The sequence below is a fragment of the Saccharopolyspora hordei genome (assembly GCF_013410345.1).
GTDB lineage: Bacteria > Actinomycetota > Actinomycetes > Mycobacteriales > Pseudonocardiaceae > Saccharopolyspora > Saccharopolyspora hordei.
In genome coordinates, this window is the sequence record NZ_JACCFJ010000001.1 from 401,304 (window position 1) to 419,720 (window position 18,417).

At 73.6% G+C, this 18,417-nt stretch carries 16 protein-coding genes; 9 read left to right on the forward strand and 7 right to left on the reverse strand.

Going from position 1 to position 18,417, the window contains the following annotated elements:
• Positions 1-31: 31 nt before the first annotated feature.
• From HNR68_RS01880 to ssd, 4 genes are read right to left on the reverse strand one after another with little or no spacing between them, the layout of a single operon-like run.
• Positions 32-727 carry a type II secretion system F family protein gene (locus tag HNR68_RS01880; protein WP_343049880.1) on the reverse strand — a complete coding sequence of 232 codons (696 nt, stop codon included), beginning with the start codon at positions 725-727 and terminating at the stop codon, positions 32-34.
• The gene (locus HNR68_RS01885) at positions 724-1,515 is read right to left on the reverse strand and encodes a type II secretion system F family protein (protein ID WP_179717005.1); all 792 of its coding nucleotides are present in this window, start codon (positions 1,513-1,515) and stop codon (positions 724-726) included. Before HNR68_RS01885 ends, HNR68_RS01880 begins: the two co-directional genes overlap by 4 nt.
• Positions 1,509-2,711, reverse strand: coding sequence for a TadA family conjugal transfer-associated ATPase (locus HNR68_RS01890; RefSeq protein WP_179717007.1), 1,203 nt, complete (start codon positions 2,709-2,711; stop codon positions 1,509-1,511). The genes HNR68_RS01885 and HNR68_RS01890 overlap by 7 nt, the downstream gene beginning before the upstream one ends.
• 30 nt (positions 2,712-2,741) lie before the next feature.
• Positions 2,742-3,833: a septum site-determining protein Ssd gene (gene ssd / locus HNR68_RS01895; RefSeq protein WP_179717009.1), complete on the reverse strand. Its 1,092-nt coding sequence runs from the start codon at positions 3,831-3,833 to the stop codon at positions 2,742-2,744.
• A gap of 599 nt (positions 3,834-4,432) precedes the next feature.
• On the opposite strand from ssd, the gene HNR68_RS01900 reads away from it, so the two are divergent.
• The 4 genes from HNR68_RS01900 to HNR68_RS01915 all read left to right on the forward strand — a co-directional run bounded on the left by HNR68_RS01900 (position 4,433) and on the right by HNR68_RS01915 (position 10,554).
• Positions 4,433-5,272 carry an HAD family hydrolase gene (locus HNR68_RS01900; protein ID WP_179717011.1) on the forward strand — a complete coding sequence of 280 codons (840 nt, stop codon included), beginning with the start codon at positions 4,433-4,435 and terminating at the stop codon, positions 5,270-5,272.
• Between the two features lie 500 nt (positions 5,273-5,772).
• Positions 5,773-7,545 (forward strand): glycoside hydrolase family 3 protein, encoded by a 1,773-nt coding sequence (locus HNR68_RS01905; protein WP_343049882.1) that lies wholly within the window; start codon positions 5,773-5,775, stop codon positions 7,543-7,545.
• A gap of 6 nt (positions 7,546-7,551) precedes the next feature.
• Entirely contained in the window at positions 7,552-8,805 is a 1,254-nt protein-coding gene (locus HNR68_RS01910; protein ID WP_179717013.1) for an exo-beta-N-acetylmuramidase NamZ family protein, read from the forward strand.
• 12 nt (positions 8,806-8,817) lie between these two features.
• On the forward strand, positions 8,818-10,554 hold the full coding sequence (locus HNR68_RS01915; RefSeq protein ID WP_179717015.1) for a serine hydrolase domain-containing protein: 1,737 nt from the start codon (positions 8,818-8,820) through the stop codon (positions 10,552-10,554).
• 3 nt (positions 10,555-10,557) lie between these two features.
• On the opposite strand, the gene HNR68_RS01920 is transcribed toward HNR68_RS01915, so the two are convergent.
• Complete coding sequence (locus tag HNR68_RS01920) at positions 10,558-11,409, reverse strand: MBL fold metallo-hydrolase (RefSeq protein WP_343049883.1); 852 nt, start codon at positions 11,407-11,409, stop codon at positions 10,558-10,560.
• A 63-nt stretch (positions 11,410-11,472) separates the two neighbouring features.
• Between HNR68_RS01920 and HNR68_RS01925 the strand changes: the two genes are divergently transcribed.
• The 4 genes from HNR68_RS01925 to murQ all read left to right on the forward strand — a co-directional run bounded on the left by HNR68_RS01925 (position 11,473) and on the right by murQ (position 14,468).
• On the forward strand, positions 11,473-11,886 hold the full coding sequence (locus HNR68_RS01925) for a MarR family transcriptional regulator (protein WP_179717017.1): 414 nt from the start codon (positions 11,473-11,475) through the stop codon (positions 11,884-11,886).
• Positions 11,887-11,964: 78 nt separating this feature from the next.
• On the forward strand, positions 11,965-12,357 hold the full coding sequence (locus tag HNR68_RS01930) for a PPOX class F420-dependent oxidoreductase (protein WP_179717019.1): 393 nt from the start codon (positions 11,965-11,967) through the stop codon (positions 12,355-12,357).
• A 279-nt stretch (positions 12,358-12,636) separates the two neighbouring features.
• Complete coding sequence (locus HNR68_RS01935; protein WP_179717022.1) at positions 12,637-13,557, forward strand: MurR/RpiR family transcriptional regulator; 921 nt, start codon at positions 12,637-12,639, stop codon at positions 13,555-13,557.
• Positions 13,557-14,468: an N-acetylmuramic acid 6-phosphate etherase gene (gene murQ / locus HNR68_RS01940; RefSeq protein WP_179717024.1), complete on the forward strand. Its 912-nt coding sequence runs from the start codon at positions 13,557-13,559 to the stop codon at positions 14,466-14,468. Before HNR68_RS01935 ends, murQ begins: the two co-directional genes overlap by 1 nt.
• Position 14,469: 1 nt before the next feature.
• On the opposite strand, the gene HNR68_RS01945 is transcribed toward murQ, so the two are convergent.
• Together HNR68_RS01945 and HNR68_RS01950 are read right to left on the reverse strand one after the other, a co-directional pair.
• A complete protein-coding gene (locus tag HNR68_RS01945) occupies positions 14,470-15,405 on the reverse strand; it encodes a nucleoside hydrolase (protein ID WP_179717026.1) in 936 nt (311 codons plus the stop codon).
• 65 nt (positions 15,406-15,470) lie between these two features.
• On the reverse strand, positions 15,471-16,217 hold the full coding sequence (locus HNR68_RS01950; RefSeq protein WP_179717029.1) for a Fic family protein: 747 nt from the start codon (positions 16,215-16,217) through the stop codon (positions 15,471-15,473).
• Between the two features lie 215 nt (positions 16,218-16,432).
• On the opposite strand from HNR68_RS01950, the gene acs reads away from it, so the two are divergent.
• Positions 16,433-18,415 carry an acetate--CoA ligase gene (gene acs, locus HNR68_RS01955; protein WP_179717032.1) on the forward strand — a complete coding sequence of 661 codons (1,983 nt, stop codon included), beginning with the start codon at positions 16,433-16,435 and terminating at the stop codon, positions 18,413-18,415.
• The last annotated feature ends 2 nt before the right edge of the window (positions 18,416-18,417 follow it).

An 18,417-nucleotide genomic window follows, 5' to 3' on the forward strand; every position in this document is an offset into this window, starting at 1 on the left:
GTTCGGACACCCGGGGTCCGTCCGCGTGTCTTCAGAGAACGGTCAGCCGCTGCAGCGCACCCAGGACCACGGGCGCCACCCCGAGGCACAGGAACGCGGGCAGGAAGCACAGGCCCAGCGGGCCGGCCATCCACACCGCGATCCGTTGCGCCCGCGCCTCGGCCTGCTCGGCGACCGTGCTGCGGGCGCGCTCGGCGAGCTCCGAGGCGACCTCGGCCAGGCCTTGACCGGTGCGCGCGGTCCGCCGCGCGGCGCGGGCCAGCTCGGCGGTGTCCGGATTGGACAGTGCCGGTTCCCAGCTGGTCACCGCGTCCGAACCGAGCGCGAGGTGGTCGGCGACCTCGCGCAGGGTCCGCCGCGCGGCTCCGGCCAGTTCCTCGGCCACCGCCTGCACGACGACCGGGACCGGCAGTCCCGCCCGCATGCCGGCGGCGAGCAGGTCCCACCCGGCGGCCAGCACCAGCGGATCGGTGCGCTCGCGCCGCCGTGCCGCCAGCACCGACCACCGACGCGCGGCGATCGCGGCTGCCACGCCGACCAGCACGCCGGCCACCGGCCCGAACAGCTGCACGGCGACCGATCCGGCGGCCAACGGCAGTGCCCAGGCGGTGACGGGAGGTCGCCGCCGCCGGGGCGGCGGGCGCAGCGACCGCAACCGCGCCCGCCCGGAAGCGACGGGGAAGACGAGCACCGCCACGGCCGCGAGCACCGGCGCGACCGCGCTCACGACTGCACCGCCTCGGTCAGCCGCAGCGTCCAGCTCGCCCCGGCCGCCAGCAGGCCCGCTCCGACCAGCACCAGCAGCTGCCCGACCAGCCCGTCGTCGAGCACCGCGAGCGGTGCCGACCCGATGGCCTCCCCGAACAGCAGGCCGCAGACCGGCAGTCCGGTGAGCACCGCCGCCGTCGAGCGCGGACCGGCCAGCTTCGCCTCGACACCGCGGCGGAAGGCGGTGCGCCGCTCGACGTCGCGGCGCACCGCGTCGAGCAGGTCGGCCAGCGCGACGCCGTGCCGCTCCGCCAGCGCCCACGCCCTGGACATCCGCTCCAGGGGTGCGCGCAGCTCGACGAGGTCGTGGCCGCGCAGGACGGCCGCCACGTCACCGCCGAGCCGGACGGTGGCCGCCATGTCCCGGAAGACCCCGGCGACCGCGGCACCGGCTTCGGCCGCCGCGCCCTCCGCCGCCGCGGCCGGGTGCGCCCCGGCGCGCAGCTGGGCCACCAGCAGCCGCAGGCCGGCGGTGAGTTCGTCGGCCCGCGCGAGCCGGGCCCGCCGCTCCCGCGCAGCCCGCCAGTGGTGGCCACCGAGCGCCGCCAACCCGGCCCCGGCGAGCGAGCCCGCCGGACCGGCGACGAGGAACCCGACCACCGCCGCCACCGGCACCACGAGCAGCCGCGCGCGGCGCACCGGCCCGAACGCGGGTCGCGCGGGCCGCGGGCGGAGGCGGTCGCGGGCACGGACCTCCGGCCAGCACAGCGCCGCGGCGGCCGCGGACACCAGCGCGGGGATCAGCACGGCAACGCACCTCCCCGAGCGGCCAGCAGCGCGGCCAGGTCGTCCCGGCCCGCCGCCCACCCGTCGTCGCACTGCCACGCCGGGACGACCTCGACCCGCTCGCCGACGCGCCGCAGCACGCCGATCCCGGCCAGGTGCCGTCCCCGCTGGGCGCTGCGCCGGACGTGCAGCACGACCTGCACCGCGGCGGCGAGCTGGCTGTGCAGCGCGCTGCGCGACAGGCCGCCCACCGCCGCCAGCGCTTCCAACCGGGCGGGCACTTCCCGCGGCGAGTTGGCGTGCAGCGTCCCGCCACCCCCGTCGTGGCCGGTGTTCAACGCCGCCAGCAGCTCCCGGACCTCTGCCCCGCGCACCTCGCCGACGACCAGCCGGTCCGGGCGCATCCGCAGGGCCTGCCGCACCAGGTCGCGGACCTGGATCTCGCCCACTCCCTCGACGTTCGGCGGCCGGGTGAGCAGCCGGACCACGTGCGGGTGCCTCGGGTGCAGCTCGGCCGCCTCCTCGACGCAGACGATCCGCTCCGACTCGGCGACCTCGCCGAGCATCGCCGCCAGCAGCGTGGTCTTGCCGCTGGCCGTGCCCCCGACCACCAGGAACGCCAGCCGCGCGGCGACGATCGCGCGCAGCACCGCGGCGGTCGGCCCGTCGAAGGCCCCCGAGGCCTGCAGGGCGGCGAGGTCGTGCGCGGCGGGGCGGAGGACGCGCAGCGAGATGCAGGTCCCGCCGCCCGCCACCGGCGGCAGCACGGCGTGCAACCGCACCGCGCCGGAGGCGCTGCCCTGCGGCAGCCAGGCGTCCACCCACGGTTGGGCGTCGTCGAGCCGCCGGCCGGTGGACATCGCGAGGCGCTGCGCCAGCCGCCGCACCGCGTCCTCGTCGGGGAAGCGCACCGCCGCCCGCCGCAGGCCGTCACCGCGGTCCACCCAGACCTCGTCCGGCGCGTTCACCAGCACGTCGCAGACCTCCGGGTCGCGCAGCAGCGGTTCGAGCACCCCGGCGCCGCGGAACTCCTGCTGCACCAAGCGGAGCGCGGCCAGCACGTCGGCGTCGGCGACCAGGCCGCCGGACTCCTCGCGGACCGCGGAGGCGACGGCGTCGGAGGTCAGCGCGGCACCGCTACCGACCAAGCGGTTGCGGACCCGCGCCAGCAGCTCGCGGTCCACCGCGTCGCACCCCGGGGCTCCGCTCGCAGGCATCGGGCTCACCTCTCCTCCTCAGACGACGACTCAGCGAGCAGCGGGGACAGCGGGGTCGATCCGGGCCAGCTCGGCCAGCACGCGCTGCGCCGCCTTCGCCACCGGGCCGCGGCGCCGCAGCCGGGCCGCCAGCCCGCCGCGGTCGAGGAGGGCCGGGAGCTGCGGCTCGGCCCGCACCGCGGCCAGCACCTCGGCACCGACCGCCCGCGCCACGTCGGCGGTGCGGAGCCCGCCGGGCGCGGGACCGCGCACCACCAGGCGGACCGGTCCCGCCGCGTGGTCGGCGACCGTGGCCACCACCCGCTCGGCCGCGGCGACCGCGCGGACCTCCGCGGGGACGACGACCACCGCGAGGTCGGCCTCCCGCAGCGCCGCGGTGGCCGGGTCGGGCAGCGCTCGCGGCACGTCGCACACCACGACGTCACCGGCGCGCCGACCGGCCGCCAGCACCGCGCGCACGCCTTCCGGCGTCAGCCCGCTGGACGGACCGTCGCGGTCGCAGGACAGCACCGCGACGGCACCGGAGCCGACCCGGCGTTCGGGCAGCGCCTCGTGCAGCGCGCTCGCACCGAGCCGACCGGCGCCGACGGCCAGTCCTGACCAGCGCAGCCCCTCGTCGGCCTCGGTGCCCACCGCGAGGTCGACACCGCCGCCCAACGGGTCGCAGTCGACCAGCAGCGCCCGCGCACCACCGCGGGCCGCCAGCACCGCGGCGGCGGTGGCGAGCACGGAGGCCCCGGCGCCGCCGCAGCCGCCGAGCACCGCGAGGACCCGCCCGTCCCGCGCCGGAGCGTCCGCGACGTCGGCCAGCAGCTCGATCAGCGCGGTCTCGTCGGCGGGCAGCGCGATCACCTGCTCCGCACCGACCTCGAACGCGGTCCGCCACAGCTCCGGGGTCGGGTCGCGGCAGAGCACGACGACCCCGGGTCTTCGCGGCAACCCCTCGGCCGCGCCCTCGGCGGCGGCCGCAGCGTCGAGCAGCACCACCGGCGCCGCGCGCCAGGCGGGTGCGGACACCGCGTGGGCTCGCGCGAGGTCTCCCCCGGCCGCGGCGGCCAGCCGAGCGGCCTCGTCGGCCAGGTCGGCGTCTCGGGCGACGAGGAGCGGACGTGCAGCAGCCATGACGGGACCGTCCTTCCAGCGGGTTCGGAATCGAGAGCGGAGCACCGAACGGCTCGCTCGACGAGACCACCGTGGACCGGGAGCCGAACGCCGCCAAGGAGGTTTCCGGAATCTGTGGACAAACCACGTCACTGTGGACGACTACGCCCACACGAAAGAGTTGGAGCGAATTCGAGTCCGCCCGCACACATCAGGGGAATTCGGTTCGGCAGACGGGGAGGAACACCCGGCGCGCGATCGGACCTCCGCGGCCGGGCGGCGGCACCGAGGAACGCCGGACCACCGGTCGTGGGAAGGGGACGACCCCCGCCAGGGGGGAGGGACGGGGGTCGTCGTCAGTTCAGCTCCGGGGGGTCGAGCTGAACCTGTCCGGCCGCGCCGGACTGCACCACTGTATCCCGGAGATCGCCCGCAATGCCCCCCGTCCATTTGAGGGAACGTTATTGCGCTCAGTGCGCGCTACGAGGTAGTGGCATTCTTTCGAGTCAAGCAAGTTTTCCCACTAGTCGGAAATTCCCAGGCAGAATTGCACGCAGCGTGAACGAACACTGGTCTGATCCAGTGCACACGCACAGCCGCCGCGGCCCACGACGGCTCGTATGCTGTGCGGCGTGACAGAGCCCGCGAACCCCGCGCCCCGCACCGGACACCGGGTGGCGGCGTTCTTCGACCTGGACAAGACGATCATCGCCAAGTCGAGCACGCTCGCCTTCAGCCGGCCGTTCTTCCAGGAGGGGCTGATCAACCGGCGGGCCGTGCTGAAGAGCGCGTACGCCCAGTTCGTGTTCATGCTGGCCGGCGCCGACAGCGACCAGATGGACCGGATGCGCGCGCACATCACCTCGCTGTGCACCGGGTGGGACGTCGAGCAGGTCAACGCGATCGTCGAGGAGACCCTGCACGACATCGTCGACCCGCTGGTCTACAAGGAAGCCACCCAGCTCATCGCCGAGCACAAGGAGCAGGGCCACGACATCGTCGTGCTGTCCGCCTCCGGCCAGGAGGTCGTCGCCCCGATCGCGAAGCTGCTCGGCGCCGACCACTGGTCGGGCACCCGGATGGTGGTGGCCGACGGCCGCTACACCGGCGAGGTCGAGTTCTACTGCTCGGCGGAGAACAAGGCGGTCGCCGCCCGCGACCTGGCCGAGGAGCACGGCTACGACCTGTCCCAGTGCCACGCCTACTCGGACTCGATCTCCGACCTGCCGCTGCTGGAAGCCGTCGGGCACCCCACCGTGATCAACCCGGACCGCGCGCTGCGCAAGGAGGCGGTGCAGCGCGGCTGGCCGTCGCTGGCCTTCGACCACCCGGTGTCGCTGCGCGCCCGGATCCCCACCCCCTCCCGCGCGGCGGTCACCGCGGCCGGGGTCGGGACGGCCGCGGTCGCCGCGGCCGGTGCCGCGTGGTGGGGGCTGCGCGCCTGGCGGCGCCGACGCTGAGCCGACGTGGCGTTTCCGCTGGTCGGACAGCACGGCCGGGGCGTCCGGGCCCACCGGCCAGAACCCTTGCAGTGACGGGCGTCACCGTCTACAAATGGAGGTGCGGACCCTGGTCGGCCAGGGACGTTACGGAGGAGAAGTAGCGTCCACCCTGATCAGGCTCCGCGCGCGAGGCCCGGAGCACCCACGCGTTGCCGCACACAAGGCTGGTCGTTCCACGGGGTTGCGTACCGGGACGCCGGACGCCTAGCCCAGACGTTACGACATGAGTGCACGCTTGGTAACCCGAGCGCTCGCGCGAGGGCGGCGCCCGCCGATCCGTTCGGCGGGCGCCGCCGTACGTCCGCACCCGCGCGCGGACCGCCTCCGCGGTGGCATCTTCCGCCCACGCCGGTCAACAGCGTTGACCCGCCGTAGTGATGTGAGTAACTTCCGAGATCGTCCGATTTCGTGGTGAACTTCTACCGCTTGGCGAAGATCCGCCCCGCAGGGAGGCGACCGTGTCCCCGAAGACCCGCACGCGCCGCGCCGCGACCGCGCTCAGCGCCCTCGCCGTCGGGGCGGTGGCGATCACCGCGACCGGTGGCGCCTCCGGACCGCAGCGGCCCGCCGACATCCTCCAGGACATGACGCTGGAGGAGAAGGTGGGGCAGCTCTTCGTCACCTACGCCTACGGTCGCACCGCCGACACCGCGCACCCGAAGAACCAGGAGGAGTTCGGGGTCGACACGCCCGCGCAGGTGGTGCAGAAGTACCACCTCGGCGGCATCATCCACTTCACCTGGACCGACAGCCTCCACGACCCGGTGCAGATCGCCGAGCTGTCCAACGGCCTGCAGGAGGCCGCGGTCGACTCCGGCGCCGGGGTGCCGCTGCTGATCTCCACCGACCAGGAGCAGGGCCAGGTCACCCGCATCGGCGAGCCCGCGACCCAGTTCCCCGGCAACATGGCGCTCGGCGCCGGCCGCAGCCCCGAGGACGCCGAGCGCGCCGCCGCGATCACCGGCCAGGAGCTGCGCGCGATGGGGCTGAACCTGGACTTCGCGCCCAGCGGCGACGTCAACGTCAACCCGTCGAACCCGGTGATCGGGGTCCGCTCCTTCTCCTCCGACCCGGCGCTGGCCGCGCAGCTCACCGCCGCGCAGGTCCGCGGCTACGAGGACTCCGCCGGGCCCGGCGAGACGGTGTCGGGCTCGGTCAAGCACTTCCCCGGGCACGGCGACACCAACCAGGACAGCCACACCTCGCTGCCGGTGATCGAGCACGACCGGCAGCAGTGGGAGCAGCTGGACGCCCCGCCGTTCCGGGAGGCCATCGGCGCCGGGACCGACGCGGTGATGAGCGCGCACATCGTGGTGCCGAAGCTGGACGACTCCGGTGAGCCCTCGACGCTGTCGCCGAACGTGCTCACCGGGATGCTCCGCGACGAGCTCGGCTTCCAGGGCGTCATCATCACCGACTCGCTGCAGATGGAAGGCGTGCGGCAGGAGCACCCGGACGCCGAGATCCCGGTGCTGGCGCTCAAGGCCGGGGCGGACCTGCTGCTCATGCCGAAGGACCTGCAGACCGCCATCGACGGGGTGATCGGGGCGGTGCGCAGCGGTGAGCTCAGCGAGCAGCGCATCGACGAGAGCGTGCAGCGGGTCCTGGCGCTGAAGGCCGCGCGGGGCGTGCTGGACGACCCGTTCGTCGACGTCTCCCGGGTGGACCAGGTCGTCGGCTCGCAGGAGCACCGCGACGCCGCGCAGGCGATCACCGACCGCACCACGACGCTGCTGCGCAACGACGGCGTGCTGCCGCTGCAGCCACCGGCCCGGATGTTCGTCACCGGGGCCGGGGACGAGGCCACCGCCGCGCTGGCCGAGCGGATCGGCGCGCGCGGGCCGCAGACCTCGGCGCTGGACACCGGCCTGCAGCCCACACCGGAGCAGATCGCCCAGGCCGTCGAGCAGGCGCAGCAGCACGACGTCACCGTGGTGCTCACCAACGCCGCGTGGAACGAGGACAACGCCGCGCAGCGAGACCTGGTCCGCGCCCTGCAGGAGACCGGCAAGCCGGTCGTCGCGGTCGCCGTCCGCGACCCCTACGACGCGGCCCACGTCGACGTGCCCGCCTGGATCGCCACCTACTCGGACAAGCCGGTGGCGATGGAGTCGCTGGCCAAGGTGCTCTTCGGCGAGACCACCCCGGTGGGCAAGCTGCCGGTCCCGGTGCCGGACCCGAACCGCCCGGGCACCGACGCCTACCCCTTCGGCCACGGCCTGGGCTGGTGAGGCCGCGTGGCTGAGTTCCGGCTCAACCGGCGCAGCCTGCTCACCGCGGCCGCGCTGGGGGCCCCTGCCGCCGCGGTGGCCTCCGCCTGCTCCGCGCCGCAGCAGGCGGACCTCGGCTTCGAGGTCCGCACCGGCGCGGACGTGCTCGCCGGGCGGGACTTCGACGACGTCCGGGGCCGGCGCATCGGGGTGGTGACCAACCCGACCGGCGTGCTGTCGTCGCTGGAGCACGTCGTCGACGCCATGCAGGCCAGCGGGGCGGTCGACGTCGTCGCAGTCTTCGGGCCCGAGCACGGGTTCCGCGGCACCTCGCAGGCGGGCGGGTCGGAGGGCGACCACCGCGACCCGCGCACCGGGCTGCCGGTGTACGACGCGTACGGGGCGGACGCGGCGAAGCTGGCGGAGATGTTCCGCAAGGCGCGCGTCGAGCAGGTGGTCTTCGACATCGCCGACGTGGGCGCCCGCTTCTACACCTACATCTGGACGATGTACACCGCGATGCAGGCCGCGCAGCAGGTCGGGGCCGGTTTCCTGGTGCTGGACCGGCCGAACCCGATCGGCGGGCTGGTCGCCGGGCCGCGGCTGGACCCGCGGTTCGCCTCCGGCGTCGGGGTGCTGCCGATCGTGCAGCAGCACGGGATGACCGTCGGCGAGCTGGCGCGGATGTTCGACCGCGTGTACTTGCCGGAACCGCTGCCGCAGCTCAACGTGGTGCGGGTGGAGGGCTGGAAGGGGCGTGCGGCGGACACCGGACTGCCTTGGGTGCCGCCCAGCCCGAACATGCCGACCCAGGACACCGCCAAGCTGTACCCCGGGACCGGCCTGTTCGAGGGCACGGTGCTCTCCGAGGGCCGCGGCACCACCCGGCCGTTCGAGATCATCGGGGCGCCGGGCATCGACTGGCGGTGGGCCGAGGACCTCAACGCGGCCGAGCTGCCCGGGGTGCGCTTCCGCGAGACCGCCTTCGTGCCGACCTTCTCCAAGCACGCGAACACCCTCTGCGGCGGGGTGCAGGTGCACCGGACCGGCGACGACGTCGACCCGATCCGCACCGCGGTCACCATGATCGTCACCGCGCGGCGCCGCTACCCGCAGGTGTTCGGCTGGCGACCCGACGACATGATCGACAAGCTGTCCGGCTCCGACCGGTTGCGCACGATGGTCGACCGCGGTGCCGACGCGGCCGAGATCGTCGATTCGTGGCAGGACGACGTCACCGACTTCCGACGACAACGCGAACCGCACCTGCTGTACCGCTGAGGGGGAAGCAGAATGGGCAGGACGATCTTGGCGGCCGTGGCGCTGCTGTCGGTCACCGCGCTGACCGGTTCCGCGACCGCGTCTCCCGAGGAGGCCGGCGGGCGCTTCGACCGCCCGCAGCAGGACTTCGCCCCCGCCTGGACCGTGCTGCGCGACGGCACCCCCGAAGAGGTGGGGCTCGACCCGGCCCCGATCGACGCGGCGCTGGAGCAGGTCGCGGCGTGGGTGGAGCGGACGCCGGACCTGGAGCACCCGATGTACGCGGGTGCGGTGAGCCTGCTGGTGCACGACGGCGTGGTGGTGCGGCGCGAGGCGGTCGGCGACGAGGTCCGCTACACCGACCGCGAGGGCACCGAACTGCCCGTCGAGCAGCGGGAGCCGGTGCGCACCGACACGATCTTCGACGTCGCCTCCGTCAGCAAGCTGTTCACCTCGATCGCGGCGCTGCAGCTGGTCGACGACGGCGAGCTGGACCTGGACGCCCCGGTGGCCCAGTACCTGCCCGAGTTCGGCGTCAACGGCAAGCAGGACATCACCGTCGAGCAGCTGCTCACGCACACCTCCGGCCTGCAGGCCCAGGCGCAGCTGTGGGAGCTGCCGCCGGAGCAGCGGATCCCGTGGATCATGCAGCTGACCCCGGAGCACGCGCCCGGCACGCACTACACCTACTCCGACCCGAACATGATCACGCTCGGCCTGGTGGTCGAGCGCCTCGCCGGGGAGCCGCTGGACCGGGTGGTGGCCGAGCGGATCACCGGGCCGCTGGGCATGCGCGACACCGGCTACAACCCGCCCGCCGACGAGCTGCACCGCATCGCGGCCACGGAGTTCCAGGTCGACCCGCCGCGCGGCATGGTGCGCGGCCAGGTGCACGACGAGAACGCCTGGTCGCTGGGCGGTGTCGCGGGGCAGGCCGGCGTCTTCTCCACCGCCGACGACCTGGCGACGCTGGGCCAGGCGCTGCTCAACGGCGGCACCTACGCGGGCAACCGCATCCTGTCCGAGGACAGCGTGCGGCGGATGCTGACCGACTACAACGACGCCTTCCCCGGCCACGCGCACGGCCTCGGCTTCGAGCTCGACCAGCGCTGGTACATGGCCGGGCTCAGCGCCCCGCACACCGCCGGGCACACCGGGTTCACCGGGACGTCGCTGGTGATCGACCCGCTGTCGCGGTCGGTCGCGGTGCTGCTGACCAACCGGGTGCACCCGTCGCGCGAGTGGGGGTCGAACAACCGGGCCCGGCAGGCGCTGGCCCAGGGCTTGGCGCAGGCGCTCGCGGTGCGGCCGGAGTTCGGCTCGCAGTCCTGGTACACCGACCGCGCGGGCACGTTGACCACCGACCCGCTGGGACCGGTCGCCGGACCGGTGCAGGTCTCGTTCAGCGCGTTCGTGGACACCCAGCGGGACAGCGACGGGACCGACCCGCTGCTGCTGGAGTCCAGCGTGGACGGCGGGGACTGGCGTCCGGTCCCGGTCTCGGCCGAGGGGCCCGGGGCGCCGGAGGACGACCAGCAGGAGCTGGCCGGGGCCGGGCACCGCAGTTGGTGGGAGGTCAGCGGGTCCGTCGAGGCGGAGCCGGGCCAGCGAGTGCAGCTGCGGTGGCGGTACGCGCCGGACGAGCAGTACGCCGGGCGCGGGGTGAACGTGGACGGCATCCTGGCCGCCGACCGGGACGCGACCCTGCTGGACGGCGAGCTCCAGGCCGACCGCCTGCACGCCGAGGGCTGGACCCAGACCGACCGCTGACCGTCACGGCAGCGGCTGCCAGCGGGTGGTCCCGGAGCCGGTGACCGCGCGCCCGAACTGGACGTCGGCGAAGTGCACGCCGAACCCGGTCGTGGCCGGTCGCTGGAGCTCGCGCACGAGGTCCCGACGGGTGCGGACCGCCTCCTCCCGGTCGACGTCGGCCCACACCGGCCAGCCGGGTTCGGCGATCTGCACCGCGCTGTGCAGCGCGTCGCCGAAGGCGATGAGCCGCTGCCCGCCCGAGGTGATCACGTAGCTCGCGTGGCCCGGGGTGTGGCCGGCGGAGTACCGCACCCGCACGCCCGGGAAGACCTCCTGGCCGTCGCGGACGGTGTCGAGCTGGGCCTCCAGCCCGGCGAGCACCGCGTCGGTGACGTCCGCGGCGCGCTGGTCGCGGCGCTGCCACTCCGGCTCCGCCACCAGCACCCGCGCGGTGGTGAAGACGCCCTCGTGCACCCAGCCGATGTGGTCGGTGTGCAGGTGGGTGATCGCGACCGCTTCGACGTCCTCCGGGGAGCGGCCCAGCGCCGCCAGGTCCTCCAGCAGCGCACCGCCACGGGTGGCGCCCACGGCCGGGTTCGCCGGGTCGTCGGGCCGGCTGCTCGGCCCGAACCCGGCGTCGACCAGCAGCGCGCGCGAGCCGCGCTCGACGAGCAGTCCCCCGATGCTGGCGACCAGCTGCCCCGTGCCGTCGAGGTGCTGGGCGCGGTCGCGCCAGTCGTCGTCCGTCGTCCCCGGGAACCAGCCGCGGGGCTTGAGCCCCACGACGCCGTCCGGGACGTAGCTGACCCGCAGGTCGCCCAGCTCGATCGACCGGAGACCGGCCACCGCGTTCCACCGCTGCTGCTCGTCCACGCCGAAGAACTTACAACTAGAAATGTTCGAATTGCAACAGCTCCAACTTGGTACTCTCGTCGCGTGGAACAGGCGGCCGACACCCGCGAGCTCTGCAGCCTGATCAGCGAACTCGCGCACACCATCGAGGACCACGTGCGCCGCTGCGTTGCGGACAGCGACCTCACCGCGTCCCAGGCGATCGCCCTGCGCGAGCTGACCGAACCGCTGAGCATGCGCGCGCTCGCCGAGCGCATGCACTGCGCGACCTCGAACGTCACCTTCGTCGTGGACCGCCTGGAGGGGCAGGGGCTGGTCACCCGCCGACCGCACCCGACCGACCGCCGCGCGAAGCTGATCGCGCTGACCGGCGAGGGCGAGCGGCAACGGGCGCAGCTCATCGAGCGGTTCGCGGTGGACACCCCGCTGGGCGGGCTCACCCCGGACGAGCAGCAAGCCCTGCACCGGCTCCTGCGGCGCGCCCTGGCCCGGCGCTGATCGGGGGTCGCCGAGTCGCGGCGACGACGGCCGACGGGCAGTGTCGAAGAGCCACCGCACCCGTCGGAAGGAGTCGAGATGTCGGTGATCCCGCAGGACCGCGAGGAGATCCTGCGCAAGCGGGCGTTCGGGCACGTGGCCACCATCGGCCCGAAGGGCGAGCCGCAGTGCAACCCGGTGTGGATCGACTGGGACGGCCGGTACCTGAAGTTCAGCCAGACCAAGACGCGGCAGAAGTACCGCAACCTGCAGCGTGAGCCGCGGCTGTCCGTCTCGGTGCACGACCCGGACGAGCCGCACCGCTACCTCGAGGTGCGCGGTCGGGTCGCCAAGATCGAGGAGGACCAGGACAACCGGTTCATCAACCAGATGTCCCAGAAGTACCTCGGGGAGGCCGAGTACCCGTGGCCGCAGCCCGGGGAGGAGCGGGTGGTCGTCTTCGTCGAGCCGGAGCACGTCACCCAGCAGTGACCGCGGGACCGACCGCCACCCGGACCGCCGCGCCGGGTGGCGGTCACGTGCGGACGTCACCACAGGGGTGAGCACGTGAGCCGCTCACGAACAGCTGTGCCCCGCGGGCCGCTCGGAGCGGATGTGGAGACCACGCTCCGCAGCGAGTAAACCTGACTATGGCCCCTTCCGGGCGGTCGGCGACGCGTGCAACCTGGGGGTGGACCCGGCCCGTCCTCACGTCGGAAACCCAGAAGAGGGCCATTGACCCCTACGAGCAACGGTTAGTAAGTTTCCCACATGGCCACTGACGACAGGTCCCACGAATCGGGCGAGGCGAGCCCCCTCGTCAAGATTCGTTCGTTGTTGCCCGGACTCGCCCGAGCCGAGCAACGGGTGGCCAACATCGTCCTCGCCGACCCGGCCTCGATCTCGCGGCGCAGCATCACCGAGGTCGCCGAGGCCGCCGGCACCAGCGAGACCACGGTGACCCGGTTCTGCAAGGCCATCGGCGTGGGCGGCTACCCGGACCTGCGCATCGCCCTGGCCGCCGACACCGCGCGCACCTCCACCCGCGACCGCGAGCTGGGCAGCGACATCGCGCCCGACGACGGCCTCGCGGAGATCATCGAGAAGGTCGGCTACGCCGACGCCAAGGCGGTCGAGGAGACCGCCGAGCAGCTCGACGCCGCGGTCCTGCAGCCCCTCGTCGAGGACGTGGCGCAGGCCCGCCGCATCGACGTCTACGGGGTCGGGGCCAGCGCGTTCGTCGCCCTCGACCTCCAGCAGAAGCTGCACCGCATCGGCCTGACCTGCTTCGCCTGGTCCGACACGCACAACGCGCTGACCTCGGCCGCGGTGCTGCGCGAGGGCGACGTCGCGATCGGCATCTCGCACACCGGCGCCACCGCCGAGACCGTCGAAGCGCTGCGCGAGGCGCGGCGGCGCGGGGCGACGACGGCCGCGCTGACCAACTTCGCCCGCTCGCCGATCACCGAGGTCGCCGACCACGTGCTGACCACCGCGGTCCGCGAGACCACCTACCGGTCCGGGGCCATGGCCAGCCGCATCGGCCAGCTCACCGTGATCGACTGCTTGTTCATCGGCGTCGCACAGCGCCACCTGGAGCAGACCCGGGCCGCGCTGGAAGCCACCTACGAAGCGGTGGGCGGCCATCGCCTCGAGAGCCGACCGGACCGCCGGCGGCAGAGGGAGGCGTGATGAGCCAGGACCGCGCTGTGCGGGTGGATGCTCCGACCGAGCGCAACAACCCGCGGACGCGGGACATCGACCTGCTGCCGACGCTGGACATCCTGCACGTGCTCAACGGCGAGGACCGGACGGTCCCGGTCGCGGTCGGCCGGGTGCTGCCGGAGCTGGCGCGCGCGGTGGACATGGCGGTGGACGCGCTGCGCGCGGGCGGCCGGGTGCACTACGTGGGCGCGGGGACGTCCGGCCGGCTCGCCGTGCTCGACGCGGCCGAGCTGATCCCGACCTTCAACGTGCCGCCGGACTGGATCGTCGCGCACCAGGCGGGCGGGGCCGCGGCGTTCCAGCGCGCCGTGGAGAACGCCGAGGACGACGTCGACGCCGGGGCCGCCGAGATCCGCGAGAGCGCCTCGTCCGACGACCTGGTGCTGGGCCTGGCGGCCTCCGGCCGCACCCCGTACGTGCTGGGCGCGCTGGCCGCGGCCCAGGAGCTCGGCGCCAGGACCGCGCTGGTCACCTCGAACCCGGACGTCGGGCAGGTGCCCGCGGACGTGGTGATCGCGGTGGACACCGGCCCGGAGCCGATCAGCGGGTCCACCCGGATGAAGGCGGGCACCGCGCAGAAGCTGGTGCTCACCTCGTTCTCCACCGCGGTGATGATCCGGATGGGCCGCACCTACTCGAACCTGATGGTCAGCATGCTGGCCACCAACGCGAAGCTGCGCGGCCGCACGATCAGCATCCTGCAGGAGGCCACCGACGCCTCCGAGGAGGAGTGCGAGGCGGCGCTGACGGCCGCCGACGGCGACCTGAAGACGGCGCTGGTGCACCTGCTGACCGGCGCCGACGTGGAGAGCTCGGCGGCCGCGCTGGCCGTCGCCGACGGCCACGTCCGGGAAGCCCTCCGCGCCCTCGGCGGGTGAGTCAGCCCGGCAGGCCCGCGGCGACGGCGCGGAAGGCGTCGCCGACCAGGCGCCAGAAGCCGTCGGTGTCCAGCCGGGTCGGGACGAGCGCGTTCTGCCTCTCGGCCGGGGCGCGGAAGTCGGTGACCGTCATGCCGGACGTGAAGCGGCCCTGCGTCTCCACCTCGACGCGGGCCGGGACCGCCTCGAACAGGCCGGGGTCGATCACGTAGGCCACCGCGCACGCGTCGTGGATCGCCGGGCCCTCGTCCTGGTAGTTGGCGTGGCCCCCGTAGAAGTCCAGGCAGGGCGTGAGCAGCTCCGCCTCCAGCCGGCCGAGACCGCGGAACCCGGCCCGCACCTCGGCGGTCGCGCGGGCCTGGTGGGTGAGGTCGAGGCCGACCATGACCGTCCGCCAGGGCGCGCCGAACACCACCGCGGCGGCCTCGGGGTCGGCGGAGACGTTGAACTCGGCGGCCGGGGTCGTGTTGCCCCGCGTGTAGGACCCGCCCATGACCACGAACTCGCGCGCCCACTCGGCGACGCGCGGTTCCTTGCGCAGGGCCAGCGCGATGTTGGTCAGCGGCCCGACCGCGGTCAGGCTGACCTCGCCGGGCGAGGCGGCCAGGGTGTCGATGATGAAGTCGACCGCGTGCCGCCCGCTGAGCTCCGACTTCGGCTCCGGCAGCACCACGCCGCCGAGGCCGGAGCTGCCGTGCACGTCCCGGGCGGTCCGCGGCTCGCGCACCAGCGGCCGCCCGGCACCCCGCGCGACCGGCGCGTCCATGCCGTAGTAGTCCCGCAGGCACAGGGCGTTGCGCGTGGTGTGCTCGAGATCGACGTTGCCGCCGACGGTGGTCACCCCCACGACGTCGAGCTCCGGGCTGCCGTGCGCCAGGGCCAGCGCCAGCGCGTCGTCGATGCCCGGGTCGCAGTCGATCAGGATCTTCTTCACCACGTCCTCGTCCTCCGCTCGACCGCAGTCCGCTCCCCCGGCTGCGGTCCGTCTCGGGTGTGCGGCGGTCAGCCTTCCTGGACCGCGTCGGCGATGGACCGGGCCTCGCGGGCGCCCGCCTCCAGCGCCCGGCAGCAGTGCACGATCCACTCCGCGACCTTCTCCGGGTCCCCGGTGGCGAACCCGAGCGCCCGCTCCGCGTACTCCTCCTGCCGCCGGAAGTACGCCACCTCCGGCACCACCAGGCCCTTCGGGTCCAGCCCGCTGCCGATCACGCTCAGCCGCGCGGCCGCGCGCGCGATCACGCCGTCGACCTGGCCGAACGGGCTCAGCGCGAGCAGCTCGCCGTGCACGACGGCGGCCAGCACCGGCCCCGGGCCCTGCGCCTGCGGGTCGGTGACGATCTCGGCGAGCAGGTCCAGCCGCTCGGCGATCTCCGGGTCCGCCTGCGGGCGGCCGAGCTGCTCCGGGTCGTCGACCAGGTCCGCGGCGGCGAGCACGTGCATCCGGGCCAGCGCCTGCCGCGGCGCGCGCTGCCAGGTCGGCAGCAGCGCGCCCATCGCCTCGGCGATCCGCAGCGACCCGGCCAGCAGCGGGTCGGTGACCTCGCCGGACTCGGGGATCTCCGTGGCGCCCCCGGCGATGGCCGCGGACGCGCGGGCGGCGCGCACCGACGCCTCCGCAGCGGTGGTCGGCCAGCCGCGGCGGTTGGCGGGGTGCCGGTGGACCTCGTCGATGGCCGCACGGGCGGCGGCCACGGCGTCGGCCACCCCCTCCAGCTCGGCCAGCGGGGCCAGCGATGGCGTGTCACTCACGCCCGGAGACGCTACCGGGCGGGTGTGCCCCCACCAGCGCCGCCGGATGCGAGGTGTGCCACAGTGGACATGCCACACGCCCTGAGTAGCGCTTCGGTTTCGGACCGTATGCCGGATTGGTCTGAACCATTTGCGCCATCCCTCTGTTGCAGTGAGTCCGATCGCATTACGGTGCGACCTAGCACTGCTACCCACGACCACGGAGGTTCTCGGCGATGAGCCAGCCCGAAGGGCAGCACAACGAGCTCAGCAACCTGCTGAACGAGAGCAGGACGTTCCCGCCTTCGGAGGAGTTCGCCGCGCAGGCGAACGCGTCTGCCGAGCTGTACGAGAAGGCGGATGCCGATCGGGAGGCGTTCTGGGCCGAGCAGGCCTCCCAGTTGCACTGGGAGACCGAGTGGGACCAGGTCCTGGACTGGTCCGGGGCGCCGTTCGCGAAGTGGTTCGTGGGCGGCCGGTTGAACGTGGCCTACAACTGCGTGGACCGGCACGTCGAAGCCGGCAACGGCGACCGGGTGGCGATCCACTGGGAGGGCGAGCCGGGGGACTCGCGGCGCATCACCTACGCCGAGCTGCAGCGGGAGGTGTGCCGGACCGCCAACGCGCTCGCTTCGCTGGGTGTGGGTGCGGGTGACCGGGTGGCGATCTACCTGCCGATGCTGCCGGAGGCGGTGTTCGCGATGCTGGCGTGCGCCCGGTTGGGTGCGATGCACAGCGTCGTCTTCGGCGGGTTCTCCGCGGAGGCGCTGCGCTCCCGGGTCAACGACGCCCAGGCCAAGGTGGTCATCACCTCCGACGGGCAGTACCGGCGCGGCAAGGCGCTGCCGCTGAAGGCCAACGTGGACGAGGCGGTCAAGGAGACCCCGAGCGTGGAGCACGTGATCGTGGTCCGCCGCACCGGCGGTGAGGTCTCCTGGGACGACTCCCGCGACAAGTGGTGGCACGACGTGGTGGAGGGCAAGCCGGAGACGCACACGCCGGAGGCCTTCGACTCCGAGCACCCGCTGTTCATCCTCTACACCTCGGGCACCACCGGCAAGCCCAAGGGCATCCTGCACACCTCCGGCGGGTACCTGACCCAGGCCGCCTACACCCACCGCACCGTGTTCGACCTCAAGCCCGAGAGCGACGTCTACTGGTGCACCGCTGACATCGGCTGGGTGACCGGCCACACCTACATCGTCTACGGGCCGCTGGCCAACGGCGCCACGCAGGTGATCTACGAGGGCACGCCGAACACCCCGCACGAGGGCCGCCACTGGGAGGTCGTGGCCAAGTACGGCGTCACGATCTACTACACCGCGCCGACCACGATCCGCACCTTCATGAAGTGGGGTGCGGAGATCCCCGCCCGCTACGACCTGTCCAGCCTGCGGGTGCTGGGCAGCGTGGGTGAGCCGATCAACCCCGAGGCCTGGATCTGGTACCGCAAGCACATCGGTGGCGACCGCACGCCGATCGTCGACACCTGGTGGCAGACCGAGACCGGCGCGATCATGATCTCGCCGCTGCCCGGTGTCACCTCCACCAAGCCGGGCTCGGCGCAGCGGCCGCTGCCGGGCATCTCGGCGAAGGTCGTCAACGAGGCCGGCGAGCAGGTGCCCCACGGCAGCGGCGGGCTGCTGGTGCTGGACAAGCCCTGGCCGTCGATGCTGCGCGGTATCTGGGGCGACGACGACCGCTACCGCGAGACCTACTGGTCGAAGTTCGCCGACCTCGGCTACTACTTCGCCGGTGACGGCGCCAAGTACGACGACGACGGCGACATCTGGCTGCTGGGCCGGGTCGACGACGTCATGAACGTCTCCGGGCACCGCATCTCCACCACCGAGGTCGAGTCCGCCCTGGTGTCGCACCCCAACGTCGCCGAGGCCGCGGTGGTCGGCGCCTCCGACCCCACCACCGGGCAGGGCATCGTCGCGTTCGTGATCCTGCGCGGCGGCGTCGACGACGCCGCTTCCGGCGAGGCCGCCCTCAAGGAGCTGCGCGAGCACGTCTCCCGCGAGATCGGCCCGATCGCCAAACCCCGCCAGATCATGGTCGTGCCCGAACTGCCCAAGACCCGATCCGGCAAGATCATGCGGCGCCTGCTCCGCGACGTCGCCGAGAACCGCGAGATCGGCGACGTCACCACGCTGGCCGACTCCAGCGTCATGGACCTCATCTCCAAAGGCCTGAAGAGCAGCAGCGACGACTGATC